This window comes from Balneolaceae bacterium, from assembly GCA_034521445.1.
Classification (GTDB): domain Bacteria; phylum Bacteroidota; class Rhodothermia; order Balneolales; family Balneolaceae; genus JAXHMM01.
This window is the reverse complement of sequence record JAXHMM010000017.1, coordinates 157,388-181,625: the sequence shown is the minus strand read 5'-3', so window position 1 is coordinate 181,625 and position 24,238 is coordinate 157,388. Positions and strand designations below refer to the sequence as shown.

Sequence of the window (24,238 nt, the reverse complement as noted above, 5' to 3'; positions counted from 1 at the left end):
TATGCAGCCTCCCATTTCCACCGGTATAGAAGATTTCTCCATCCGCTTCGCCGATGAAGGAGACACCCCCCTGGTGATGCGCTTCATTCGCGAGCTGGCCGCCTACGAGAAGCTGCTCGACGAGGTGGTGGCCGACGAGCAGATGCTGCACGCACACCTTTTCGGGGAGCAGCCGCGCGCGGAGGTGCTGATCGGGGAGGAGGGCGGGGAGCCCGCCGGCTTCGCCCTCTTCTTCCACACCTTCTCCACCTTCCTGGGACGCCCGGGCCTCTACCTGGAGGATCTCTATGTGCGGCCGGAATGCCGCGGCCGAGGCTACGGCAGGGCGTTGCTGGGATGCCTGGCGAGGCTTGCCGTGGAGCGCGGCTGCGGGCGCCTGGAGTGGGCGGTGCTCAACTGGAACGAGCCGGCCATCGGCTTCTACGAATCCCTTGATGCCCGTCCCATGGACGACTGGACGGTCTACCGGCTGACCGGCGAGCCCCTGCAGCGCCTCTCCGACGCCTTCGAAAAAGGGGAGGGGAGTCCATGAGCATCGGAAGGCGAAAGAGGGATCACGTGGAGCTTTCCGTCTCGGGAGAGGTGGACTATACCCGGGCCACCGGCTTCGGCGACTACCGGCTGCTGCACGAGGCCCTGCCGGAACTGGACCTGGAGGAGGTGGATACCTCCTGCACGCTGCTGGGACGCACCTTCGACTTTCCTCTCTTCGTCTCCTCCATGACGGGCGGATACACCGAGGCTGGGGCCGTCAACGCCATCCTGGCTGAATTTTGCGAAGAATACAACCTGCCCATGGGCGTGGGGTCCCAGCGCATCATGCTCGAGGAACCGGAGACCGCCTCCTCTTTTTCGGTGGTGCGCGAACGGGCCCCCGGCGCTTTTATCGCCGCCAACATCGGCGGCGCCCAGCTCGTCGGGGGGCTCCCCGACGAACAGGTGCGACTGCTGACCGAATCTATCGCCGCCGATGCGGTGATCGTACATCTGAATCCCCTTCAGGAACTCATGCAGCCCGAGGGCGATCGCAACTTCCGGGGCGTGGAGGAGGGCATCGCCCGCCTGGTGGAGCAGGCCGGCTGTCCGGTGATCGTCAAGGAGACCGGCGCAGGCATCTCTGCCCGCACCGGTAGGAGCCTGCTGGAATTGGGCGTGCAGGTGCTCGACACCTCCGGCGCTGGCGGCACCAGCTGGGCCCGAATCGAGAACCTGCGGCAGGAGTCCGGTTCCGCACGCCATGATTTCGACAACTGGGGCATCCCCACCGTGACCTGCGTCCTCGGGCTTCAGGAGCTGCGCGCGGACTACAACTTCGAGATGATCGCCTCGGGCGGGGTGCGCAGCGCCTTCGACATCGCCAAGGCCTTCTGCCTGGGGGCGGACTTTGCGGCCGCCGCCCAGCCCCTGATTCGGGCCATCCATGAGGACGGAGCCGACGGGCTCCGCAAACACTATCTCGGGTGGAGGGAGGATTTGCGGACCATCCTGCTTCTGACGGGCTGCCGCACCCCCGCCGAATGGGGACCCAACCACCTGCGCGCCGTGGGATGACCCCATAACATCTTCGGCTAATTTCCTTATATTTTACTTTTCCGAATTGTGTAAGAATAGCTACGTGAAGACCACCGAACTGCAGCAGCAGATCTCCCGCTATATCGACCGGCAGCTTGAAGGGCTCGATCTGCCCGGCCAGCCCGCCTCCCTATACGATCCGGTCCGCTACACCCTCTCTCGGGGGGGCAAGCGCATCCGTCCCTATTTCACCCTGGCGGGTTGCGGACTCTGCGGGGGCGAAATGGAAAAAGCTCTCCCGGCGGCCCTGGCCATCGAACTGCTGCACAACTTTACCCTGCTGCACGACGACATCATGGACCGCGCGGAGACGCGAAGGGGACAGGAGAGCGTTCATGTGAAGTGGGATGACTCGACCGCCATTCTCTCCGGCGACGCTATGTACGCCTGGGCCTTCCGCCAGCTGCAGCGCTTTGCCGACGACCCCGGTGTCAGCCGCGCATGTTACGCGCGGATCATGGACATCTTCATGGAGTGCGTGGTCCGCGTCTGCGAGGGACAGGCCTTCGACCTGGAATTCGAACGCCGCGAACAGGTGAGTATGGAGGAGTATATGACGATGATCGGGGGCAAGACGGCCGCCCTTATCTGCGCCTCCCTACAGATGGGCGGCGTGGTGGCAGGAGCCGGCCGGCGCGACGTGGAGGTGCTGGCCGACCTGGGGGAGGAGATCGGGCTTGCCTTCCAGATTCAGGACGACCTGCTTGACAGCGTGGCCGATCCCGAAAAGTTCGGCAAGAAACAGGGTGGCGACATCGCCGAATCGAAGAAAACATATCTTTCCATCCTCTCGTTACAGAGGAGCACGGACGACCAGAAACACCGCCTGGACCGCGTATTCACCCGGGAAGCGGTCAGCAGCGGCGAGATCGATATGGTCATCGATCTCTACCACGAGCTGGACGTCATCGATGACACCAGGGCCGAAGTGAAGCGCCGCTACACGCGGGCACTCGATATCCTCGACCACTTCGAGGATTCCAAATATCGGGAGGACATCTCCCTGCTCATTCGCAACCTGAACCAAAGGGAATTCTAATTCACCCCAACACCCCATGCAATCCATCTACACCAAATCTTTGCTTCTGAGTCTTCTGGCGACCATGCTGCTGGCCTCCTGCACAAAACGCGAGCTGATCCGCCAGGGCGACTCCCTCGAGGTCGCCTATGAGAAGGCCCTGGCCCTGTATGAAGACGAGCACTATGCCGACGCGGCCCGCGCCTTCGAGACCGTCATCCAGATCGGTCTGGGCACCGATTACGGGCGCCATGCCCAGTATTACCTGGCGGAGTCGTACTACAACGACCGCCGCTACCTGCTGGCCGCCACCGAGTATGAACGTTTCATCTCGCAGTTCCCGCGTTCCGAACGCCGGGAGGAGGTTCAGTTCAAGGAAGCCTACTGCTATTACCAGCTCAGTCCGCGTTACCGCCTCGACCAGGAGTACACGTATACCGCAATTGAAAAGCTGCGCATTTTCAACTCCAACTTTTCGGATTCGGACCGCACCCAGGAGGCCGCGCAGTACATCTCCGATCTGCGTGCGAAACTGGCCCGCAAGCAGTACAATGCGGGCGACCTCTACATGCGCATGCGCGAGTACGAGGCGGCCATCATCTACTTCGACCTGACCATCGAGAACTACCCCGACACGCCCTGGGCAGAGCAGGCGCTGGTGGATGAGATCAACGCCTACAACATCTACGCATCGCGCAGCGTGGAGGAGATGCAGCGCCCCCGCTACGAGTCAGCTGTGGAAGCCTATGAAACCTACGTTCAGCTTTTTCCCAACGGGGAGAACCGCAGCCTGGCCGAACAGTACGTGGATAACGCCCGGTCGGCCCTCTCCTCGCTGCCCGGCGCCCCGGCGGCGGACAGCGTCGGCGCGGACAACAGGCCCACCCCGTAAGCGTGCCTTCCCCTCGTTCCACCGGGATCATGGGAGGCACCTTCGACCCCGTCCACCGGGGACACCTCTCGATTGCACGCTCTTTCCTGGAGAGCGGGCGCTTAACCGAACTCTGGGTGCTGCTCACGCCCCATCCCCCGCACAAGGAGCGGCAGGCCCTCAGCGGCTATGAAGACCGTCTGGAGATGCTGAAGGCCGCCTTTTCCGGCATGGAGCGCGTAAGGATTTCCGATCTTGAAACCCGTCTTCCCCGTCCCTCGTGGACCTGGCGCACCCTGGCGCACCTGCGTGACGAACACCCGGAGCGTCCGTTCCTCCTGTGCATCGGCGAAGACTCCTACCGCCATTTTACGCATTGGAAGAAGTGGCGCAGGATCGTCCGCCATCATGCCATTCTGGTGGCCGAAAGGCCCGACGCGCCGGCACGCGAGGTGCCGGAGGAGCTGAAGACGCGTGTACATTTCGTACCCCATAAGCCCGTGGAGGTCTCCTCCACCGACATACGCCGGACCCTGGCCGAAGGCGGGGACGTCTCCCCCTGGCTTCCGGAACCGGTGCTCGCCATCATCCGCAGCCGTAAGCTTTACCAGACCGACGACCATGTACAGCCGTAGGCAGTTCCTCCGAAACCTTTCCCTGCTGGGCGGCGCCCTCGCCGTCCCGGTCTCCAGGACACGGGCCGCGGACGGTGCCGTGCCTCTCAGCCCCCCCGCCTTGCGTCCCGGCGACACCATTGGACTGGTAAGCCCTGCCAGCGCCCTGCCCGAACAGGCGGAATACGACCGCGTGCTGCAGCGCGTGCGCGATCTGGGCTACCGGGTCCGGGAGGGCGCGCACGCGCGCAACACCTGGGGTAACTTCGGGGGCACCGACCGCGAACGCGCGAACGACCTGCACGCGATGTTCCGCGACCCGAAGGTAGACGCCGTCATGGCGTTCCGCGGGGGGTGGGGATCCGCCCGCATCCTGCCCCTGCTGGACTTCAGCCTTATCGTGTCCCATCCCAAGGCGCTCATCGGATTCAGCGACATTACCTCCCTTCTCATGGCGGTATACGCACGCACGGGCATGGTCACCTTCCATGGCCCGGTGGGCAGATCGGAGTGGACGCCCTTCACCACCGGCTGTTTTCACCGCGTGCTGAGGCAGGGGGGAACGGGCGCTCTTGCCGGGGCGGACGCAGGGGACAAAGGTGAGGTGCGTACCCTTCGGGAAGGCCGGGCCGAGGGCGTGCTGCTCGGCGGCAATCTGAGTGTGCTCACCGCCATGGCGGGCACCGGCTGGCTGCCCGATTTTGAAGGCGCCGTACTCTTTCTGGAAGAGGTTGGGGAGGACTACTACCGCATCGACCGCATGCTCACCCAGCTGGGACAAACCGGACTGCTGAAGGGGCTGGCCGGATTCGCCTTCGGACGCTGCGCCTCCTGCGAAAGGGGCACGCCGCGGGCACACGGGCTTCGCGAGGTGCTGGAGCAGCATCTTCTGCCCCTGGGAATACCGGCAGTCATGGGACTCCCGTTCGGTCATGTGGACCACAGCCTGACCATCCCCGTAGGCGTGCGCGCTCGCCTGGACGCCGGCACGGGCACGCTGGAACTGCTGGAAAGTCCCGTGGCGCACGAGGAAGAGGGGTAGGAGCGCGACCGGCGCGTCAGGGCAGGGCGTAGTATTTGCGCAGCAGCCACTCGCCGGCCAGCAGCACAATCACCAGGGCAAACCAGGGCCACCAGCGGTAGGGGTAGAAGAGCGTCTCCTGTACCCGCGTCTCCGCGTCTAGCAGGCCACGCTGCTCCAGGCTGTTCCAGAAACCATCCAGGCTGTCCCAGGCCCGAAAGGCGCCGCCCGACTCCACTGCCATGCGTCTAAGCAGCTGGTCATTGCGTCGCGTGTCCACCAGCTCGGCGTTGCTTCCGCTCACCCCAAACTCTCCACTGCGCGTGTCGATGGTGCGGTCGCCCCTGGTGGCCTCCGCTTCGAAGCGATAGAGGCCCTCAGGCAGGGCAGGGACGCTCAGCGCATACTGGCCGGGCCCGGTGTTCTGCATGGAGTAGAAGCGCTCGTCGATGGCATCTCCTTCGAGGGTGACCTGTATGGAGGCCTCCGATTCGGTATCCCCGCTTTCGTTGCGCAGGTAGGCGTTGAGCACCACGGGCTCGCCTCCCCCGAAGCTCTGGCTGGCCGGGTCTACCGTCAACAGTCGGTTGTCGGGCCGCGAGGCGGTCCAGCTCACCAGGTTGTCCATAAGTGTGCGCACGAAAAGGCGGTCGTCATCCGAGATGCTCTGCGAAATGCGGTACCAGCCGTAACCCGTCAGGACGGAGCGGCGCAGGTTGCCGGTCTCCGACACGGCCACCAGGGGCTGGCCCGTGGGGCTGCCAAGGTGGGAACTCTCGAAGAGGGTGATGGAGGCTGCACCGGCCTCCAGGTTCTCCACGGGGGCCTGCAGGGAGGGCAGGCTGGCGTAGGTTGCGGCGGGAAGCTCCATCACCGGGTGGTCGTCAGTCTCAACGGCAGGCACCGGCGAGACTTCCCGGGCCGGCGATTCCCCCGCGGCGCGAACGGGCAGGGAGGTTCCAAGCTGCTTCTGCATGCGCACCAGGCTGGCCGAGGGGGCATGCAGGTAGAGGGCCGGAACGGAGGTCATAATTTCCTGCAGCTGCCCGGCCGTTTCCGAGGGCAGGCCCCCGGCGGGATAGCCGTGCATGACCAGCAGGTCGAGGGTGTCGGGATCGAAGCGGAAGGGCCCCTCCAGGAAACGCGAGGAGCCCAGCCAGGTGCGTCGCGATAGGCGGGTGTTCTCCTCGCCCTGGAGCAGGCCGCGCATCATGCGTACGTCGGGATGGATCTCAAAGGCTACGGAGAGAATGCGCTGACGGTCGTCCAGCACGTCTACTGCGAAGGGCCGCGTATTGTTTTCAGCGGTCCACTCGTCCTCCAGGGCCGGCACCCTTACCTGGTACTGCTGAAGGCCCGTAGCTTCGGGCTGCAGCTCAAAACGCAGGCTGAGACTTTCCCGGGAAGAGGAGGGGGTCACCTGCCGGCTCTCCACGAGCTCCTCCCCGCGGCGAAGCTCCACCTGCAGGGGACGTCCCTCGTAACCGTGGGCGCCCACGGTTACCTCCACAGGCTGGGGAGTGTCCAGGTAGCCGGTGGTATTGGTGACTACATTCTGTACGGTTATGTCCCGTTGCCGCGAGGTGTCGCCCAGGGCCACAGTAAAAAGTGGGAGGGGCGAGGAGGCGGCTTCGAAGGCGGGGCTGCGCCCCTGCGTGAAGATTCCGTCGCTCAGCAGGAGGGCGGCGGTGGCCTCCGAGCGGCGGTCCTCCAACACCTCAAACAGGTTGTAGAGATTGGTTTCGCCCCCCTCAGTCCGCAGGCTGTCGAGGGAGGCGAGGCTTTGCACCTGGCGGTCGAAGGCGACATAGCTGAATCGCACCCCTTCACGTCCCTCCAGTCCCAGCTCCGCAGCCGTCTCCCTGTAGCTCTCCATACCGCGGTAGTCGCCTTTGGTGATGCCGGCGCTGGCCGAGGCGTCCAGGAAGACCAAGATTTCGGGGTCTCGCGGCAGCTCTTCACGCGCGCGGAAGAAGGGATTCAGAAGCAGCACCAGAAGCAAAAGTAAAACCGCGGCCCTCAGGGAAGCCATGCCCAGGCGGGCGGAAAAGGGAAGAGACGCAAGGTGGCGGTAGGACCACCAGGCCAGACCCACGGAGACGGCGGCCAGCAATAGGAAAAGCCAGGGGGGCAGGCCCGTCTGAAAACCTTGAAAGATAAATTCCACGGCAGCGGGCTTACATTTCGGCCAGGAGGCGTTCGATCAACTTGTCGGGGGTGAGACCCTCGGCTTCGGCCGCGTAGTTGTTGACGATGCGGTGGCGCAGCACCGGCTTGGCCAGGGCGGTGATGTCCTCTTCGGTCACGTTATAGCGGCCCTCGGTCAGCGCACGCGTTTTGCCGCCCAGGATAAGGTACTGCGATGCGCGCGGACCCGCTCCCCAGCTCATGTACTTGTCCACAAAGTCAGGCGCCACGTCTGAGCCCGGTCTCGTTTTGTTGACCAGGGTGACGGCGAAGCTTAGTACGCTTTCCGGCACGGGTACCTCCCGCACCAGCTGTTGCAGATCCAGGATCTGGCGGGCGTCAAGCACAGGCTCGATTTCCTCCTCCCGCACCGAGGTGGTCTGGCTGACAATGTCCATCTCCTCGTCCAGGCTGGGGTAATCCAGCCAGAGGTTAAACATAAAGCGGTCGAGCTGCGCCTCCGGCAGGGGGTAGGTCCCCTCCTGCTCGATGGGGTTCTGGGTGGCCAGCACAAAAAATGGCTGGTCGAGGTTGTAGGTGGTGCCTGCCGTGGTCACGTGGAACTCCTGCATGCCCTCCAGCAGGGCGGCCTGTGTCTTGGGGGGCGTGCGGTTGATCTCATCGGCCAGGACGATGTTGGCAAAAATGGGCCCCTTGACGAACTTGAAGGACTTGTGGCCGGTCTCCCGGTCGTCCTCGATCACCTCCGTACCTGTGATGTCGCCGGGCATAAGGTCGGGGGTGAACTGGATGCGGCTGAAACTCAGATTCAGTGTCCGGGCCACGGTGCGGATGAGCAGCGTCTTGGCCAGGCCAGGCACACCGATAAGCACGCAGTGTCCCCGTGCGAAGAGGCAGATGAGAAGCTGATTGATGATGTCGCGCTGCCCGACGATCCGTTTGGCGATCTGCTGCTTGATGCGGCTGACGGAATCCTGGAAGAAGGCCACCGCATCTTCTTCCTGCTGGGGAATGGAGTTCATGTGGGAGGGAATCGTACGAGTTAACGGTACTGTTCGGGGACCGAAATCTTGTAGCTGATATAGGTGTCCTGCTTCAGTTCATCCAGCCACTGCTGTCGCACGCGGAACCGCTTTTCCTGCAGGGCGTAGCTGCGCACACGCTCGTAGTCCTGCTCCAGGCTGGCGGTGTGTTCTGGGATATGGAGGTTGAGTTTAATGATGCGGTAGGCCTGGCGGGTGTTGTTTTCCGAACCTGTGGTGAAAGGGCGGGGCTCTGAGATGTCGCCCTCTTCCAGCTGGACCACCGTGCGGTAGAGATTCTGGTCAAGCTCCTCCACGGGAAAAAGTCGCTCCTGGGTATTCTCGTTGTAGAGCAGCTGCCCCCCCCGCGAGGCGGTGTTGGGGTCTTCGGAATGTTTTCGGGCCATCTCGGCAAAGGTGATCTCCTCGTTGTTCAGAATACTGTCGCGGATGGCGGTGAGCCGGTCAATGGCACTCTGGGTGTCGTAGCTCTCTTCGGGGACGGTAATGAGAATCTGGTTGGTATCGATCTGGTCGCCCACCTTGCGATTCAGGCGTATGACGTGATAGCCGAAAGACGTGCGGACCACCTCGGAGATGCTGCCGGGCTCCAGGGCGGATGCGGCGGCTGAGTACTCCGGTACCAGGTCGTCGATGTTGATGAGGGGGATTTTGCCTCCGTTGGAGGCATTGGGTCCGTCGCTGTATCTGCGAGCCATTTCCTCGAGGGGCCGGTTGTGATTGATCACCGAATCGCGGAGCTGTTCGGCCAGGCGCCGGGCTTCATCCTCGGCGTCGGTTCGGGCCGGCGGCAGGTTGACGATCTGGGAGATGGAGACCTGCTCCGGAATGGTGGGGAGGGAATCGGCGGGAATGCGTTCGAAGAACTGGCGCACTTCGGGGCGGGTGATCTGAACATCCGACATGCGCCCGTCAAGGAACTGGTTGACGATCATCTGCTGGCGATAGTTATCCCGCATTTCGGCCCGGAACTGGATGATGCTTTGACCGAGCTCCTGCTCCAGGGCCTGCTCGCTGCCAAGCTGTTCTACATAGGACTGGATCTGGGAGTCAACGGCCTGCTGAACGTTCGATTCGGGAACGGTAACCGAGTCGATGCGCGCCTGGTCAAGCATTACGAAGCGTGTGACCATGTCCTGCAGCGTGCTGTACCAGAGCTCCTCTCCAAACTGCGGGAGCTGGCCGCTCTGCTGTTGCTGACGGAGCATCATGTTCTGGACCTGGGCGTCCACGTCTGACTTGAGGATGATGTGGTCGTTGACCACGGCCACAATCTGATCCATGGTGGCGGATGTGGAGCCGGACTGTGCGAGCAGGGCGGGCGGGAGTGTCAGAAAGACCGCGAAAAGTAGGAGGACAAGATAGGATCTAATCATTCGGGGATGGACTTTCAAGGGTGTCTGCAGGGACAGTATTGAAATTCAGGTTCGTTTCCAGAACGTCGAAGGTCTCCACTTCCTTATTCGATTCAGCCTTAAGATAAAGATTCTTGACGAAGGAACTGAAATGCCTTCTGCGCTTCTCCATGCGCAGCCAGTCCTTGATCTGCGTCATCAACCATTCCAGGTCAGGCTGTTCGCCCGCCTCACGCGCCTCCATGAGCTGAACGAAGTGGTAGGTTGTGCCGAGACGGCGAACCGGCGAAATCTCGGTGATGCCGATGACCTCCTCCAGGTAGCGCTGCAGCACGGGCTGGTCGGCCGCCGCCATCGATACGGGCCAGAACTGCTCGGACTGGCCTATGGCCTGTTCGGGATTGCGACCGAAACGCCGGGCAACCTCCGGCCAGGGCTCCCCCTGCATGATCTGCTGGCGTGCCGAGCGCGCCTCTTCAATGGTTTGGGTCTCCAGGTGGCGGAAGCGCACGTAACGCTCCTGCAGGACGAACTGTTCGCGGTGGGTCTGGAAGTAATTGCGCGCCTCCTCATTGCTGACGCTGTCGCCCTCCGCAAACTGACGCATGATCTGGCTGCGCAGGGCCTCGGAGAGCACCTCGCGGCGTGCGCGCTCGAGACGCCGCTGCACTTCTTCGGAACGGATGAGTCCCAGCCGCTCTGCTTCGCGGCTCATCAGGCGGCTGCGCACCCATTCGTCGCGGTAGCTGGTCAGCGCCCGAAGGCTGTCGGAGGCCAGCAGGTGTTCCGGCAGGGCCTCGCGCGCCTGCTGCAGGGTAAGGGTCTCGCCGCCCACACGGGCCAGCGCCCTGTCGTTGCCCTGTCCGCCGGGTACGGTACAGGCGGCCAGGCCGAGCGCACCTGCAAGCAGGAGGCAAAGAGGGCGCAGTATCTGGTTTGAAATGTTGTACACGGGTCGGACAGCTGGGTTCAATAGAGCATGCCTGCGATGGTGGCCGTCATCAGGTTGGCCAGGGTGCCTGCAAAGACGGCGGTGATGCCGAAGCGGGCCAGGTCGGACTTGCGATCAGGGGCGAGTCCTCCGATTCCGCCGATCTGTATGGCGATGGAGGAAAAATTGGCGAAACCGCAGAGGGCAAAGGTGGCCATCAGGGTGGTCTTGGGACTGAGGGCGCCGCCGCTCACAAGTTCGGACATCTGCATGTAGGCTACAAATTCGTTGAGTACAATTTTGGTGCCCAGCAGGGAGCCCATCTGCACGGCGTCGGCCCAGGGTACGCCCACCATGAAGGCGACGGGCGCCAGGATCCAGCCCAGGATGGTCTCGATGCGCAGAGGACCGCCGCTGATAAGCCCGTTGAGGCCGGTGAGTCCCCCGAGCTGTTCCAGGAAGTAGTTGCCCATGGCCAGCAGGGCGATGAAGGCCAGCAGCATGGCGCCCACGTTGGCGGCCAGCTTGAGTCCCGTTCCGGCCCCGCTGGCGGCAGCGTCAATGCCGTTGGCGTCGGTCTTCTCGATGGTCATTTGCACCTCCCCGGAGGTCTCCGGTTCGCCGGTTTCCGGGTAGAGGATTTTGGCGATGACCAGGGCTGCGGGGGCGGCCATCAGGCTGGCCCCCAGCAGCTGCTCGGCAAAAAGCAGTCGCCCCGCATCGAGACCGACGCCCTGTGCCTGGGCATAGGAATTGCCCAGCATCTGCACGTAGGCTGCCATCACCCCGCCCGCAATGGTGGCCATGCCGCCGGTCATCACGGCCAGAAGCTCCGAGGGTGTCATCCGGCTGATGTAGGGCTTGATGACCAGGGGCGCCTCGGTCTGACCCACGAAGATGTTGGAAATGACCGAGAGCGATTCGGCACCGGAGGTGCCCATCAACTTCTGCATGCCCCGGGCCATGTACCTGACCACCCGCTGCATGATGCCGTAGTGGTAGAGTATGGCGGTGAGGGAGGCGAAAAAGATAATGGTGGGCAGCACCTGGAAGGCAAAAAAGCTCCCCATGCTGTTTTCGGTGCCCGGACTTTTGGCGAGGTCGCCGAAGATAAACTCCGCCCCTTCGGTGGTGAAGTCAAGCACGATCACGAAAAAGGAGGAGACCCAGCTGAAGAAGGCCTTGGGCCATCCCAGCGGCGCCCAATACTGCGACATGGGATCGCCCTTCAAAATCAGGACGGCCAGCACGAACTGAATACCAAGTCCCACGCCTACCAGGCGCCAGTTTACGGCCTTTCGGTTGTTGCTGAAGAGCCATGTGAGCAGCACAATGGCGCCCATGCCGAGCAGCCCGCGGAAAATGTCAATCATGGTCGGGATCCTGTGTTGCCTGGGTTGGTTTGCGTATGGACGTAGGGGAAGCGTCTGTCCCGCCTCCCCGGAAAGGAGGAACCTTGCGTCCCCTGCGGCGGTCCACCGGCGGACGGAAACAGTGGCGGGCGCGAGGCTCGTAGGCATCCGACTCGCCCACCAGCATCCGGTCCTGGTTCTCGACCACGCGCTGGGAGTAGTGCGCCATCATGCCGCTCTCGGCGCAGATGGCGTGCAGCTTTGTTACATACTCGGCCACGGCCATCAGCTGGGGCATGGGCTCGAAGGGCCGCCCCTCGAAGTCCATGTCCAGGCCCGCCACGATGACACGTTTTCCGTCGTCGGCCAGGGTGTTGACCACCTCCACTATGCGCTCGTCGAAAAACTGCGCCTCGTCGATGCAGATGACTTCGGCGTTGCCGGTCAGCAGCACGATCTGGTCTGCCGTGTCGACCACCAGCCCCGGCATCATGGTGTCGTTGTGGGAGACCACATCCTGTTCGCTGAAGCGGTTGTCCAGTTTGGGCTTGACCACCACCACGCGCTGCCCCGCAATGTGGGCTCGGCGAGCCCGGCGGATAAGCTCCTCGGTCTTGCCGCTGAACATCCCGCCGCAGACTACCTCGATCCAGCCGAGATTGCGGGGAACGAATGCGGGTTCGTTGAGCATGGCAGAGCGTTGGGCATGGCGGTTAAAACACGGAATATATCTGTGTGAGCACTAAAATAAAAAGGCTTTTGGCGGCGGTGCGGGGATCCGCATGCAACTGTGGCCGCGGCTTGCTATGTTTCCCCTGGTAGCTGCAGGCGCTGCCGAAGGTCGTATTGAATCGTTCGAACTTCAAATTATTCGATCCTCCATGCATCAAACCGCACGCTTACGCCTCGTTCTGCTGCTCCCGTTTCTTCTGCTCCTTCCTATCGCCCTTCCGGCCCAGCAGGCCGGGGTGGACGAGCGCTTCCGACAGGCGAGGGAGGCCGCCTACGCCGAGCGCTACGAAGAGGCCAGGAGACTCTGCCTCGGCATCCTGGATGAGGTACCAGACTACCACGAGGTGCGCATACTGCTGGGACGCACCTACGCATGGGAGGGGCGCTTCGGTGAGGCCCGTAAACATCTCGAAGAGGTACTCGTGCGCGCCCCGCGCAACCGGGACGCCCTGCTGGCCCTGGTCAACGTGGCCTACTGGAGTGGCAACCACGCCGAAGCAGCCCGAGCCGCAGCGCGCGCCCTGGTATACCACCCCCTCGACCCGGAACTGATGGACCGCCGCATTCGCGCCCTGACGGCCACGCAACGCTATCGGGAGGCGGGCCTGGTCTACACACGCCTGCAGCGGACCTCCCCCGGCTACGGAGAGCTGAAGGAACTGCGCGACATGGTGAGTTCTCATCGGTATATGAACAGCGTGCGCGCCTCCTGGAGTTACGACCACTACTCCGCGGTCTTTGGCCCGTCCCAAAACCTCTTCCTGCAGTACCGCCGGGAGACGGGAATGGGACCGGTCCTGGGCAGGCTGCGTATGCAGCGCCGCTTCGGTGAGAACGGCCTGCAGGGGGAGGTGGACTGGTACCCGGTCTTCGGGGAGGGATTCTACGCCTACCTGAGCTACGCCTGGAGCGGAAGTCCTCTCTACCCGGAACACCGCGCAGGGGTGGAGCTGTACCACCGCCTGCCGCTCTCCCTTGAGCTCTCTCTGGGCGCGCGTCACCTTATACTGGTCGGCGGGGAGGAGGTCACCTTGCTGACCGGCTCCCTGGCAGGCTATTTCGGAAGCTGGTACCTGAGTTTCAAACCCTTTGTGATCCCCGGGAGCGGGGCACTGGACGGCTCAGCCGTACTGATGGCGCGCCGCTACCTGGGCACGCCCGACAGCTACCTCTGGCTCTCAGGCAGCATGGGCGTGAGCCCGTCCGAGCGCACCTTTCAGCAGGTGGAGGCAGGGATCTTCCGCCTGCAGTCGTGGGGCGCGGGCGCAGGCCTCCGCCATGAGCTGGGGGACGCGGTGAGCGCGGAGCTGTCGGTAAACTACGAGCGCCAGGAGAGGCTGAATGCGCCGGACCGCTACCTCGATATTCTCACCTTCAACGTGCAGCTGGGCTACCGATTCTAGCGGCCGGCGGGCTAGTCTCCGGTGTGCTCCATCTGTTTTTTCTGCCAGTACATGTCCCAGAAAAGCCAGAGAATGGGGAAGGGGGGGAAGAGCACGCAGCAGGCCAGCTGGATATTCTTGGTGCCCGTGTCGGGACGCTGGGCCAGTCCGGCGATTCCTGCGATCCAGAATATGAACAGGAGAAAGGCCGTGAAGGCGAGAGCGATGGACCCCAGGAATCCGAAATTATTATAGAAGGTCTCCAGCATGGAATGAGGTTCTGTATTGAGCGGTGAATTCCTTATTTTAGCGGCTTCCCGCGAAGGGGCCCAAAATACCAATAATTTCATCCACATGCTTCCCGTAGTCTCCATCGTAGGCCGACCCAACGTAGGCAAATCCACGCTCTTCAACCGCCTGGTGGGAAGCCGCAAAGCCATCGTAGACGACCACTACGGGGTGACCCGCGACCGCCACTACGGGCTCTCCCACTGGAACGGCCGCGAGTTCTCTGTCATCGACACCGGGGGCTACCTGCCGGAAGAGAGCGGGGTGATGGTGGAGGGGGTCCGCGAGCAGGTGCATATCGCCATCGAGGAGTCGGATGTCATTCTCTTTGTGGTGGATACCGCGGGGGGCATGACCAGCCTCGACCAGTCCGTGGCCGCCCTGCTGCGGCAGCAGTCCAGGCCGGTGCTTCTGGTGGCCAATAAGGCCGACAACGAGGAGCGCAGCCTCAACGCCTCCGAATTCTATGCCCTCGGCTTTGACAGGGTCTACCCGGTTTCGGCCCTGAGCGGAACCGGTACCGGCGAGCTGCTGGACGACCTGGTGCCCCTGCTGCCGGAGCGGCAGGGGGAGGAGGGAACCTCTGCGCCGCGCATGGCGGTTGTAGGGCGTCCCAACGTGGGCAAGAGCTCCTTTATCAACGCCCTGCTGAACGACGAGCGCTGCATCGTCACCGACATCCCGGGCACGACCCGTGACTCCCTCGACAGCCGGCTGATCATGGAAAATAAAGAGTATGTGCTGGTGGACACGGCCGGGCTGCGCAAGCGCAAGAATGTCAAGGAAAACGTAGAGTTCTACAGCACCCTGCGCACTGACCGGGCGCTGCAGGAGTGTGACGTGGCCATCCTGATGGTGGATGCCATGCAGGGTTTCGAGGACCAGGACAAACGTATCCTGCGCGAGGCGGACCGCCTCAACAAGGGCATCGTGCTGGTGCTCAACAAGTGGGACCTGGTTCCGGACAAGGACACCAACCTGCACCGGGAGTTCGAGGAGTACGTCTACGACCGCATTCCCATGATGCGTTGGATCCCCATTGTGACCTGCTCCGCCCTTACACGGCAGCGTGTGCACCGCGTGCTCGAGGTGGCCGACCGCGTGCTGGCCGAGCGGGCCCGGGAGATTCCCACCCCCGCCTTCAACGACTTCCTGCAAGAGATTTTCAAGGAGAAGCCCCTTCCCATGCGCAGGGGCCATGCCCTGAAGATCAAGTATGCCACGCAGGTGAAGTCGGCGCCTCCCGTCTTCAAGTTCTTCATGAACATGCCCTCGGAACTTCCCCCCAACCATCGCCGCTACATCGAGAACAAGATTCGCGAGCGCTGGGGTTTTCAGGGCGTTCCGCTGACCCTTGTCTTCCGCGAGAAATGAGTGATATTCGCGTTGATGTGAATAGGCATATGCGTTATTTTAACCCGCGCAGCCATCCCCCGAACCGTTCCGAAACGAGCAGACTATGGCCGATATAAGCAACCTGGAACAGCCGCGCGCCAATGCGCTTAATCCAGAGTACGACCGCGAGCGCAGCCTTTCCCTGCTGGAAAAGCTCTATCTGCCCGAAATCTTCAAGGCGCTCTGGTATTCTCTCAAGCAGATGTTCCAGCCCGCGGTTACCCTGGAGTATCCCGAGGAGAAATGGGACCCGCCCGCTATTTTCCGGGGTCGTCCCGTGCTGGTGGAGGACGAGGGACAGGAACGCTGCGTGGCCTGCGGGCTCTGTGCCCGGGCCTGTCCGCCCCTGGCCATCAGCATGCAGGCCAGCGAAAAGAGCGACGATCCCAAGGAGCGCTATCCTGAAATTTTTGAAATCAACATGCTCCGCTGCATCTACTGCGGCTACTGCGAGGAGGTCTGTCCCGAAGAGGCCATCGTGATGAGCAAGGACTACGATATCGTTTTCGAGTCGCGCGAGGAAGCCGTTTACGACAAAGAGCGCCTGCTGGTACCCAAGGAGGACCTGCAGGAGCGTCTGGAGTTCCTGCGCGAATACCGCAACCGGCAGTTCGGGGAGTTCTGGGATTTTCAGGAGGAGAACAACATCCACTCGGTGCGCGACCGAGACCGTGATTTCAACACCGGTCTCTCCCTGGTCGACATGCTGGAGCGGCAGAAAGGGAGCGACCGCGCCGAGGTCGATTCGGCGTGGGTACGCTAGGCCATGAACGTCACCGACATAGACCCGGGTGAGGTTCGCAAGCTTACCGGCGACATCGCCTACCTGACAGATGAGGCCGAAGCCCTCCGCCACGTCATCGACGCGGTGCCCGTGCATGAAGCCCCGCCCGGCGGCAGCTCCATCGCCGAGAAGCTGCTGCTCATCGACCACGCCCAGTGCGCCTACTATCGTCCCCTGCTGGAGGAGGCGCGCGGAAGAAGCAAGCCCCTCTCGCTGGACGACTTTGACTCCTTTCGCGAGACCTTCGGGGGCGCCACAGGAGAGGAGGGGGCGGAGAACCTGCTTCGCAGGCTGGCCGAGCACCGCACCGGCCTGGTGAATGTCCTCGGGGAGATAACGCATGCCGACTGGGAGGCCGAGCTGCACCGCGGCAAGGAGAAGATGACCCTCTTTTCGCTGATGCAGGAGATGGTACGCTTCGAGCGCAAGCGACTCAAGGAGGTGGCCGACCTTGTAATGGTCTTCAACCAGGACCGGCAGGCCCGCCGCGAGATCGAGCAGCGGCGCGAGCGCGAACGCAGGATAGGGGAAGACTGAAATGGAGTGGCCCGCCCTCATCCTGATGACAAGCGGACTCTACGCCCTGCTCAAACTCTCCCTGGTGGCGGTGCGAAGCGGGCGCACCACCTTCCGCGTGCTTCTGGCGGCCGCGGCCTTCTTATGCATATCGCAGGCCGCCGTGCTGTTCGCTGCGCCTCTTCCCGAAGTAATAGCAGCACCCGTGGCCGAATGGGGCCACGTGCTGCTGCTTGCCTGTGTGCTCAGCGCCCTGGCCCTTTTCGTGCGGGAGTCCAAGCCCGCTTTTGCTCGTTTTCCCCTCCTCTATACCGCGCTTCCGTTGCTGATCGTCATCTCCTACTTCCTGGTGCGCGACACCTACGCCTTGAAGGAGTGGATGCTGGCCATTTACCAGGGAGGGGCCCTGGCCGTAGCGGGCCTCATGTACGGAGTTTACCAGTACCGCCGGGGAGGTTACGTGCGCGTGCTGGGCGGCCTGGGACTGATGGGGGGCGCCTACCTGGCCTACTGGATGCTCCCGTTGCAGGAGGCGGTCCGGACGTGGAGCTGGCAGCTGCTGCTGGCCGGCGGCGTGGCCCTGCTGATCCACGGCTACCTGCAGGTGCTCCCTGCTGGCATCGGCCGGGTGAAATATCAAAACCGGCGTCCATGAACCTCGGAATAGGGGATGCCGCTCACGCTTTGACTCTTCAGCCCGTGCGCCAGCCTTCGAACAGCTTCTCCAGCTCAGCGTCCATGTCCTCCACCAGGCGGGGGACGAAAGGCTCGCCCGTAAGGGTTTCGAACAGTTCGGCGTAACGCCGATAGACCTTCCATCGGAATTCGTCGGGCAGGTTGGGCAGGCGCTCCCCTTCCCGGCCCTGGAAGCCGTGATCCATCAGCCACTCACGCAGGAACTCCTTGGAGAGCTGTCGCTGCGGTTTTCCCGCCTCCAGCCGCTCCCGGTAGCCCTCGGCATAGAAATAGCGGGAGGAGTCGGCCGTGTGCACCTCGTCGATGAGCACCGGGCGCCCCTCGAAGAGCCCGAACTCGTACTTGGTATCGACCAGGATGAGTCCCCGTTCGGCGGCCACCTGCCGTCCCCGCTCGAAGACGGCGAAGGCGCGTTCACGTATTTCCTCCCAGATCTCTTCCTCCACGATGCCCTGCGCCAGGATATCGGCCTCGGAGATGTCCTCGTCATGTCCCTCCTCGGCCTTGGTGGCCGGGGTGAGGATGGGTTCCTCGAAATGCTCATTCTCGCGCATGCCCTCCTGCAGGGAGACCCCGCAGAGTGTTCGTCCCCCGTCACGGTAGACCCGCCATGCGTGTCCGGTAAGGCAGGCCCGGATCACCACCTCCACAGGCAGGGGCCGGCAACGCTTTGCCACGGTGACGTTGGGATGGGGCACGTCGACCACGTGGGTCTCGACCAGGTCCTGCACCTTGCCGAAGGAGAAGGCCGCCAGCCGATTCAGGATCTGTCCCTTGAAGGGAATGGCCTGTTTCATGATGTGGTCGAAGGCGGAGATGCGGTCGGAGGTCACAATGCCGAGGGTATGCGCGTCCAGCTCGTATACGTCCCTCACCTTGCCCCGGTAGGGCTCGGGCAGTCCCTGTATGGAGGTGCGGGTGACGCAGTGGTCGAGAGCTTTGCGGCGGTCGGAGGCGGAGGTGTCCACGTGGCGGAACTTCGTTGAAATTGCTGGGTCGGGGGAAAATCCGAAAAATACGAGGCAATTGAAACGACCGGGTCCTGCGGGAACGTTCGGGACGAATCAACGCATTATTTTAGTGAACGCACGATGCGATCCCATGACCGACCTCTTTCGCATATCCTACAAGCTTGTAAAGCCCCTCTACCGGCGCACCTCCCTGCACCGGTCGGTGATCGAGGAGGTGCGCGGGCAGGAACTGCAGGAGGCCTACGCCCAGTGCCGGGAGATTACGCGTACCCACGCCAAAACCTTCTACATGGCCACCCGCTTCCTGCCCAACGACAAGCAGCGGGGCATCTTCGCCCTCTACGCCCTCTGCCGCTATGTGGACGACCTGGTGGACGAGGCGGAGGACCTGGTGAGCCGCAGGCAGCTCGACCGGGAGGGCATCCGCCGAAGCATGGAGGAGTGGAAGCGCAGGCTGGAGGCGGCCTGCCTGGGAGGGGCGTGTGACCATCCCATCCTGCGCGCCTTCTCCCACACCCTCAACACCTTTCATATCCCCCTGGAACTTCCCCTGCAGCTCATTGAAGGGGTGGGCATGGACCTCTACAAGCGCCGCTACGAAACCTTCGGGGAGCTCTACGGCTACGCCTACAAGGTGGCCAGCGTGGTGGGACTGATGACCTGCGAGATCTTTGGCTACCGCACCCCCGAAGCCCTGGATCACGCCGAAGAGCTGGGCATTGCCATGCAGCTTACCAACATCCTGCGCGACGTGGGAGAGGACCTTCGCCGGGACCGCATCTATCTTCCCGCAGAGGAGCTTCGCCGCTTCGGAGTGACCGAAAAACAGCTCTTGTGGGGACGCATGGACGGGAACTTCCGCGAGCTGATGCGCTTTCAGATCGACCGCGCCCGCCGCTACTACGCCCGCTCCGACCTGGGCGTGCCCATGCTGGAGCCCGGCACACGCCTGCCGGTCTACCTTGCGCGCTACAACTACAGCCGCATACTGGACAAGATCGAGGAGAACGGCTACCGCGTTTTCGACCGGCGTGCCTACCTGAATGCCACCGAAAAATTAGCCGTGCTGCCCGGTGTGCTGTACCGCATGCGCTACCAGCAGAGTTAGGCGCGCGCCTTCGCGCGGCCGGCCGGGACCTTTACACTAAAGCGGGCTTTCTGTTATATTCCCCCTGTACCGCGCGCCGTTCGGCCGCGCCCTAACCGTTCGCATCAGCACGATTTTATGCAAAAAAATATCGAAACCTGGAGAAGTCCCAGCCTGGGACGCGACATGACCCTTGCGGTATACGGCCGATCGGGCACCCCGGTGCTGGCCTTGCCCACGCGAGGGGCCAAACACGGTCAGTGGGAGCAGCAGGGGATGGTGGAGGCCATCGCCCACCAGCTCGGGGAGGAGTACAACCAGCTGTTCTGCATCGACGCGGTGGACGAGGAGAGCTTTCTCAACGAAACTGTCACCGCAGACCGACGGGTCACTAGACAGACGCAGTTCGAGGCTTATGTGGTGGAGGAGGTGGTGCCCTATATTCGCCAGCACAACGATATTCCCTACCTCATCATCGCGGGTTCCGATCTGGGAGGCTACCACGCGGTGAACCTCGCCTTGAAGCACCCGGAGGAGTTCGGCAAGGTTATTGGCATGAGTGGGGTCTACGACATCAAAACCTTCCTGGGCGATCACTACGACGACGACGTCTACTACAACAATCCCGTGGACTACGTACCCAACCTGGGTTCGTCTACCCTCCTGCAGCATATCCAGGAGGTGGATTTCCGCCTGGCCACCTTTTCCGGCGATTCCAGGGAAAGTCTCTCCCGCCGGATGAGCCACGTGCTGCGCATGAAGTTCGTCGAGCACGAGCTGGATGTATGGAACCTGCCTGGGGAGAAGGAGTGGGAGCTTTGGAAACGTATGCTCAGGACCCACATCATCTGATACCATTCAACCAAGCCATTCAAGTCCGAACGTCCCATGCCCGACATTAACAAGATTCTGGTAGCCAACCGGGGGGAGATCGCCTGCCGTGTCATCCGTACCTGCAAGGAGATGGGCAAGTCCACCGTGGCTGTCTATTCGGAGCCCGACGCGGACGCCCCCCACGTATCCATGGCCGACGAGTCGGTGGCCATAGGACCGGCCGCTTCCTCCGAAAGTTATCTGGTACACGACAAGATCATTGCGGCGGCCCGTGAGACAGACGCCGACGCCATCCATCCCGGCTACGGCTTTTTGAGCGAAAACGGCGACTTCGCCGAGCGCTGCAGGAATGAGGGGATAGTCTTTATCGGTCCCTCGGCCGAGTCCATCCGGCTTATGGGCGACAAAACCGCAGCGCGCACCCTTATGAGCAAGGCCGACGTGCCCTTTCCGCCGGGCACCACCGAAGAGCTGCAAACCGTAGAGGAGGCTGAGCAGGTGGCGAGTGACATCGGATTCCCGGTGCTGGTCAAGGCGGCGGCCGGCGGGGGAGGCAAGGGTATGCGCATCATCCGCGAGGAGAAGGAGTTCGGCGAGGGTATTCGTGCGGCCCGCTCGGAGGCGCGCAACGCTTTTGGCGACGACCGGGTTTATATCGAAAAGTACCTTGTGGAACCGCGCCACGTGGAGTTCCAGATCATGGCCGACGAGCACGGCAACTGCCTGCATCTCTTTGACCGCGAGTGTTCCATTCAGCGCCGACACCAGAAGGTGATCGAGGAAGCGCCCTGCACCATCCTCACCGACGCGCTGCGGGAGGAGATGGCCGCCGCGGCTATCTCGGCCGCCCGCGCATGCGACTACGTGGGCGCCGGCACGGTGGAGTTCCTGGTGGACGCTGAACGCAATTTCTACTTCCTGGAGATGAACACACGTCTGCAGGTGGAACACCCCGTCACCGAACTCATTACCGGACTGGACCTTGTGGAGCTGCAGATCCTGGTGGCCGAGGGACGCGAGCTGCCCTTCAGCCAGGAGGAGGTGACCGTCCGTGGACACGCCATCGAGTGCCGCATCTACGCGGAGGACCCCCGCGAAAACTTTCTGCCGAGTACGGGCACCCTCCACCGCCACCGCATCCCCTCCGGCAACGGCATCCGCGTGGACGCCGGGGTGGAGGAGGGGCAGGCCGTGACCATTAACTACGACCCCATGATCTCCAAGCTTTGCGCGTACGGCCGCGACCGCCGGCAGGCCACTGCACGCATGCTGCGTGCCCTGGAGGAGTACGAGATCGCCGGGTGCCGCACCACTATTCCCTTCTGCAGCTATGTGCTGGGACACGAAGACTTCGTGTCCGGTGACTACGACACGCACTTTGTGCCCGACCTGTTCCGCCCGGAAGCACTGGACGAGGCCCGACGGGTCCCGCCCGCCACCCGCATGCTGGCCGCCACACTTCTCCGGTCGACCAACGGCGGAGGGGAGCAGCTCGACTTGCAGCGCAGCGGCGCCAACGGGTCCGCAGCTTCCGAGTGGTGGCGCAAACGCCAATCCCACTCCTGAGCTGTGACTGACGACGATGCACGCAATCCCGACCGAAGCACGCCCACAGGCGGGGACACGCCGGGAAGGCCTGGGGAAGAAGACGATTCGGAATCCCTGTTCGATTTTTTGCGCTCCCTCGACACCGAGCAGCGAAATCCCCGGTCCATGCGCATCGACCTGGCGGAGGCCGGGGAGATCGCCCGCCTGATCAACGAGGAGGACCAAAAAGTGGCGCCTGCCGTAAAGAAGCGCCTGCCCGAGATCGCACGCGCCATCGAGGCCGTGCGCGCGGCCCTGGCGAGCGGGGGAAGGCTCATCTATGCCGGGGCAGGTACCAGCGGACGCCTGGGCGTGCTTGACGCGGCTGAGTGTCCTCCCACCTTCGGCACCGACCCGGATAGGGTGCAGGGCCTGATCGCAGGCGGACGTGAGGCTATGTTCGTCGCCCAGGAGGGTGCTGAGGATTTCGAGGAGAACGGGCGTAAAGCCATGGAAGATATAGGTTTAAATTCATATGACATCCTTATTGGATTGGCGGCAAGCGGTCGTACGCCCTACGTGCACGGGGCGCTCAGGGAGGCGGCCGAACGCGGCTGTCTCACCGTCATGGTGACCACGGTGCCGGGCGAGCAGGTGCGTCTGGAGGTGGATATTATGATCGACGTGCCGGTGGGCCCCGAGGTGATTATGGGCAGTACCCGCATGAAAAGCGCCACCGCACAGAAGATGGTGCTCAACATGATTTCCACAGGGGCCATGGTACGCCTGGGCAAGATCTATGAAAACGTGATGGTGGACCTGCAGCTCACCAACCGCAAGCTGCACGAGCGGGCCCGCCGCATTCTTATGCTTTTCAGCAACCTGGATTATGAGGGGGCCGACCGGGCCATGAAGGCTTCGGGCGGCAATGTAAAGGTGGCCCTGGTGATGACCCTCGGGGAGGTAGAACGTCCCGAAGCCGAGCGACTGCTGGCCCGAAACGACGGTTTTGTGCGGCGCACCCTTCATGAACTGGGGGTGGATAGCTCCTGATTCGTGCCCCGACCAGCTAGCTCATATGGGATCGGTGGATCTTTTACCTCCATTTCCTCCAGCCGGCCTGTGCATATAATTTTCAGGTGAAGTCTTTCGTTTTTTTAGATGTGGGTAAAGCCATGCCGCGGGCAAAACGAAAAGGAATTGCAAAGGGTGCGGAATTTAGATACCTAGTAAGTAGTTATCACTACACAAAAACAAGGGCGAATCCCGGTGGACCACAGAAACGGACATAGTCACCGCAGCGAGCAGACCTACCGCGTGCGCATCATGGCGGGCATCGCCGCGGCAGAGCTGATCGCCCTAGCCTTCGTACTGCTGTGGCCCGTCCCGGACCAGGGCGATCCGGTTTATCAGGATGTGATCTACTCTGACAGCAATACCCCGATAGAGGAGGTGCGCCGCACCACGCAGGAGAGCAAGCCACCCCCGCCGCCGGCGCCGCCGGTTCCCATCGAGGTGCCCAACGACCGCATCATTGAGGAGGATCCCATCGATTTTTCCGACGCCACCTTTGACGAGTACGCCGATTCCCTCTCGACGCCTATGCCCGAAAGCAGGGGAAACAGCGACGAAATCGCAGCAAACCCGCAACTTCCGCCCAGCGTGGTGCGCATCGTGGAGCCCACCCTTCCCTCCGATCTTGATGGCAAGTTGGGCGAGGTGGTGATTAAAATCCGGTTCCTGGTGAACCGCGACGGCTCCGTGGAGGAGGCCAGCATTTCAGAGATTCGTCGCATTAACAAGGACGGCAGTTTCGAAATAGTTAACGACCTCCCGGAGTCCATTCTTTCGGCCACTTTGCGGGCCGCCCACCAGTGGCGCTTCCGGCCCGCCAGGAACGAGGGCAGCGAGGTGCGAGCCTTCGTCAGGCACGACTTCCGCGTAGAGATCTGAGGCGATTTAGGCGTTGATACTGCAGCGGCAATGTCCTATCTTAGCCCTTCTTTTCGGAGAGGTGCCAGAGCGGTCGAACGGGCTCGCCTGGAAAGCGAGTGTGCCCCCATAGGGGTACCGAGGGTTCGAATCCCTCCCTCTCCGCACT

The 24,238-nt window shown here is 62.6% G+C and carries 23 protein-coding genes, 1 tRNA gene and 1 pseudogene; 17 read left to right on the top strand and 8 right to left on the bottom strand.

Features of this window, described 5'->3' with window-relative positions; genetic code table 11:
* Position 1 precedes the first annotated feature (1 nt).
* The 6 genes from U5K31_14685 (at position 2) to U5K31_14660 (ending at position 5,117) form a co-directional block, all read left to right on the top strand.
* On the top strand, positions 2 to 532 hold the full coding sequence (locus tag U5K31_14685) for a GNAT family N-acetyltransferase (GenBank protein ID MDZ7773968.1): 531 nt from the start codon (positions 2 to 4) through the stop codon (positions 530 to 532).
* Positions 529 to 1,551, top strand: coding sequence for a type 2 isopentenyl-diphosphate Delta-isomerase (fni, locus tag U5K31_14680; GenBank protein ID MDZ7773967.1), 1,023 nt, complete (start codon positions 529 to 531; stop codon positions 1,549 to 1,551). The genes U5K31_14685 and fni overlap by 4 nt, the downstream gene beginning before the upstream one ends.
* 64 nt (positions 1,552 to 1,615) lie before the next feature.
* Entirely contained in the window at positions 1,616 to 2,611 is a 996-nt protein-coding gene (locus tag U5K31_14675; protein ID MDZ7773966.1) for a polyprenyl synthetase family protein, read from the top strand.
* Between the two features lie 16 nt (positions 2,612 to 2,627).
* Positions 2,628 to 3,482, top strand: a complete 855-nt coding sequence (gene bamD, locus U5K31_14670) for an outer membrane protein assembly factor BamD (protein MDZ7773965.1) — start codon at positions 2,628 to 2,630, stop codon at positions 3,480 to 3,482.
* Between the two features lie 2 nt (positions 3,483 to 3,484).
* Positions 3,485 to 4,096: a nicotinate (nicotinamide) nucleotide adenylyltransferase gene (nadD, locus tag U5K31_14665; protein ID MDZ7773964.1), complete on the top strand. Its 612-nt coding sequence runs from the start codon at positions 3,485 to 3,487 to the stop codon at positions 4,094 to 4,096.
* Entirely contained in the window at positions 4,083 to 5,117 is a 1,035-nt protein-coding gene (locus U5K31_14660; GenBank protein ID MDZ7773963.1) for an LD-carboxypeptidase, read from the top strand. Before nadD ends, U5K31_14660 begins: the two co-directional genes overlap by 14 nt.
* A 16-nt stretch (positions 5,118 to 5,133) precedes the next feature.
* On the opposite strand, the gene U5K31_14655 is transcribed toward U5K31_14660, so the two are convergent.
* The 6 genes from U5K31_14655 to U5K31_14630 are packed head-to-tail and all read right to left on the bottom strand — an operon-like array spanning position 5,134 to position 12,616.
* On the bottom strand, positions 5,134 to 7,263 hold the full coding sequence (locus U5K31_14655) for a hypothetical protein (GenBank protein MDZ7773962.1): 2,130 nt from the start codon (positions 7,261 to 7,263) through the stop codon (positions 5,134 to 5,136).
* Positions 7,264 to 7,273: 10 nt separating this feature from the next.
* On the bottom strand, positions 7,274 to 8,266 hold the full coding sequence (locus U5K31_14650) for a MoxR family ATPase (GenBank protein ID MDZ7773961.1): 993 nt from the start codon (positions 8,264 to 8,266) through the stop codon (positions 7,274 to 7,276).
* A gap of 20 nt (positions 8,267 to 8,286) precedes the next feature.
* Positions 8,287 to 9,663 (bottom strand): peptidylprolyl isomerase, encoded by a 1,377-nt coding sequence (locus U5K31_14645; protein MDZ7773960.1) that lies wholly within the window; start codon positions 9,661 to 9,663, stop codon positions 8,287 to 8,289.
* On the bottom strand, positions 9,656 to 10,594 hold the full coding sequence (locus U5K31_14640) for a hypothetical protein (protein MDZ7773959.1): 939 nt from the start codon (positions 10,592 to 10,594) through the stop codon (positions 9,656 to 9,658). The genes U5K31_14645 and U5K31_14640 overlap by 8 nt, the downstream gene beginning before the upstream one ends.
* Positions 10,595 to 10,611: 17 nt before the next feature.
* Positions 10,612 to 11,946: a nucleoside transporter C-terminal domain-containing protein gene (locus U5K31_14635; protein ID MDZ7773958.1), complete on the bottom strand. Its 1,335-nt coding sequence runs from the start codon at positions 11,944 to 11,946 to the stop codon at positions 10,612 to 10,614.
* A complete protein-coding gene (locus tag U5K31_14630) occupies positions 11,939 to 12,616 on the bottom strand; it encodes a thymidine kinase (protein ID MDZ7773957.1) in 678 nt (225 codons plus the stop codon). Before U5K31_14630 ends, U5K31_14635 begins: the two co-directional genes overlap by 8 nt.
* A 190-nt stretch (positions 12,617 to 12,806) precedes the next feature.
* On the opposite strand from U5K31_14630, the gene U5K31_14625 reads away from it, so the two are divergent.
* On the top strand, positions 12,807 to 14,060 hold the full coding sequence (locus U5K31_14625) for a YaiO family outer membrane beta-barrel protein (protein MDZ7773956.1): 1,254 nt from the start codon (positions 12,807 to 12,809) through the stop codon (positions 14,058 to 14,060).
* A gap of 11 nt (positions 14,061 to 14,071) precedes the next feature.
* On the opposite strand, the gene U5K31_14620 is transcribed toward U5K31_14625, so the two are convergent.
* On the bottom strand, positions 14,072 to 14,308 hold the full coding sequence (locus tag U5K31_14620) for a hypothetical protein (GenBank protein MDZ7773955.1): 237 nt from the start codon (positions 14,306 to 14,308) through the stop codon (positions 14,072 to 14,074).
* A 100-nt stretch (positions 14,309 to 14,408) separates the two neighbouring features.
* Here U5K31_14620 and der point away from each other — a divergent pair.
* The 4 genes and pseudogenes from der to U5K31_14600 all read left to right on the top strand — a co-directional run bounded on the left by der (position 14,409) and on the right by U5K31_14600 (position 17,677).
* Positions 14,409 to 15,701 (top strand): annotated as a pseudogene (gene der / locus U5K31_14615) (ribosome biogenesis GTPase Der).
* Between the two features lie 85 nt (positions 15,702 to 15,786).
* The gene (locus U5K31_14610; protein ID MDZ7773954.1) at positions 15,787 to 16,485 is read left to right on the top strand and encodes an NADH-quinone oxidoreductase subunit I; all 699 of its coding nucleotides are present in this window, start codon (positions 15,787 to 15,789) and stop codon (positions 16,483 to 16,485) included.
* 3 nt (positions 16,486 to 16,488) lie between these two features.
* Positions 16,489 to 17,043, top strand: a complete 555-nt coding sequence (locus tag U5K31_14605) for a hypothetical protein (protein MDZ7773953.1) — start codon at positions 16,489 to 16,491, stop codon at positions 17,041 to 17,043.
* A gap of 1 nt (position 17,044) precedes the next feature.
* A complete protein-coding gene (locus U5K31_14600) occupies positions 17,045 to 17,677 on the top strand; it encodes a hypothetical protein (GenBank protein MDZ7773952.1) in 633 nt (210 codons plus the stop codon).
* A 37-nt stretch (positions 17,678 to 17,714) separates the two neighbouring features.
* Here U5K31_14600 and U5K31_14595 read toward each other — a convergent pair whose 3' ends face one another.
* On the bottom strand, positions 17,715 to 18,686 hold the full coding sequence (locus U5K31_14595; protein ID MDZ7773951.1) for a phosphoribosylaminoimidazolesuccinocarboxamide synthase: 972 nt from the start codon (positions 18,684 to 18,686) through the stop codon (positions 17,715 to 17,717).
* A gap of 112 nt (positions 18,687 to 18,798) precedes the next feature.
* On the opposite strand from U5K31_14595, the gene U5K31_14590 reads away from it, so the two are divergent.
* The 6 genes from U5K31_14590 to U5K31_14565 all read left to right on the top strand — a co-directional run bounded on the left by U5K31_14590 (position 18,799) and on the right by U5K31_14565 (position 24,234).
* Complete coding sequence (locus U5K31_14590) at positions 18,799 to 19,797, top strand: squalene/phytoene synthase family protein (protein ID MDZ7773950.1); 999 nt, start codon at positions 18,799 to 18,801, stop codon at positions 19,795 to 19,797.
* A 117-nt stretch (positions 19,798 to 19,914) separates the two neighbouring features.
* The gene (locus U5K31_14585) at positions 19,915 to 20,628 is read left to right on the top strand and encodes an alpha/beta fold hydrolase (protein ID MDZ7773949.1); all 714 of its coding nucleotides are present in this window, start codon (positions 19,915 to 19,917) and stop codon (positions 20,626 to 20,628) included.
* Between the two features lie 36 nt (positions 20,629 to 20,664).
* Positions 20,665 to 22,176, top strand: coding sequence for an acetyl-CoA carboxylase biotin carboxylase subunit (locus U5K31_14580; protein MDZ7773948.1), 1,512 nt, complete (start codon positions 20,665 to 20,667; stop codon positions 22,174 to 22,176).
* A gap of 3 nt (positions 22,177 to 22,179) precedes the next feature.
* On the top strand, positions 22,180 to 23,190 hold the full coding sequence (gene murQ / locus U5K31_14575; GenBank protein MDZ7773947.1) for an N-acetylmuramic acid 6-phosphate etherase: 1,011 nt from the start codon (positions 22,180 to 22,182) through the stop codon (positions 23,188 to 23,190).
* Positions 23,191 to 23,406: 216 nt separating this feature from the next.
* Complete coding sequence (locus U5K31_14570) at positions 23,407 to 24,090, top strand: hypothetical protein (protein MDZ7773946.1); 684 nt, start codon at positions 23,407 to 23,409, stop codon at positions 24,088 to 24,090.
* A 55-nt stretch (positions 24,091 to 24,145) separates the two neighbouring features.
* Positions 24,146 to 24,234 (top strand) — tRNA-Ser (locus U5K31_14565).
* The last annotated feature ends 4 nt before the right edge of the window (positions 24,235 to 24,238 follow it).

Excerpts from the sequence above, each read along its gene's own strand:
- U5K31_14645 (MDZ7773960.1), bottom strand. The coding sequence starts at position 9,663 with ATGATTAGATCCTATCTTGTCCTCCTACTTTTCGCGGTCTTTCTGACA.
- U5K31_14605 (MDZ7773953.1), top strand. The coding sequence starts at position 16,489 with ATGAACGTCACCGACATAGACCCGGGTGAGGTTCGCAAGCTTACCGGC.
- bamD (MDZ7773965.1), top strand. The coding sequence starts at position 2,628 with ATGCAATCCATCTACACCAAATCTTTGCTTCTGAGTCTTCTGGCGACC.
- U5K31_14600 (MDZ7773952.1), top strand. The coding sequence starts at position 17,045 with ATGGAGTGGCCCGCCCTCATCCTGATGACAAGCGGACTCTACGCCCTG.
- U5K31_14580 (MDZ7773948.1), top strand. The coding sequence starts at position 20,665 with ATGCCCGACATTAACAAGATTCTGGTAGCCAACCGGGGGGAGATCGCC.
- U5K31_14685 (MDZ7773968.1), top strand. The coding sequence starts at position 2 with ATGCAGCCTCCCATTTCCACCGGTATAGAAGATTTCTCCATCCGCTTC.
- U5K31_14610 (MDZ7773954.1), top strand. The coding sequence starts at position 15,787 with ATGGCCGATATAAGCAACCTGGAACAGCCGCGCGCCAATGCGCTTAAT.
- U5K31_14630 (MDZ7773957.1), bottom strand. The coding sequence starts at position 12,616 with ATGCTCAACGAACCCGCATTCGTTCCCCGCAATCTCGGCTGGATCGAG.
- fni (MDZ7773967.1), top strand. The coding sequence starts at position 529 with ATGAGCATCGGAAGGCGAAAGAGGGATCACGTGGAGCTTTCCGTCTCG.
- U5K31_14660 (MDZ7773963.1), top strand. The coding sequence starts at position 4,083 with ATGTACAGCCGTAGGCAGTTCCTCCGAAACCTTTCCCTGCTGGGCGGC.
- U5K31_14625 (MDZ7773956.1), top strand. The coding sequence starts at position 12,807 with ATGCATCAAACCGCACGCTTACGCCTCGTTCTGCTGCTCCCGTTTCTT.
- U5K31_14620 (MDZ7773955.1), bottom strand. The coding sequence starts at position 14,308 with ATGCTGGAGACCTTCTATAATAATTTCGGATTCCTGGGGTCCATCGCT.
- U5K31_14635 (MDZ7773958.1), bottom strand. The coding sequence starts at position 11,946 with ATGATTGACATTTTCCGCGGGCTGCTCGGCATGGGCGCCATTGTGCTG.
- U5K31_14585 (MDZ7773949.1), top strand. The coding sequence starts at position 19,915 with ATGCAAAAAAATATCGAAACCTGGAGAAGTCCCAGCCTGGGACGCGAC.
- U5K31_14650 (MDZ7773961.1), bottom strand. The coding sequence starts at position 8,266 with ATGAACTCCATTCCCCAGCAGGAAGAAGATGCGGTGGCCTTCTTCCAG.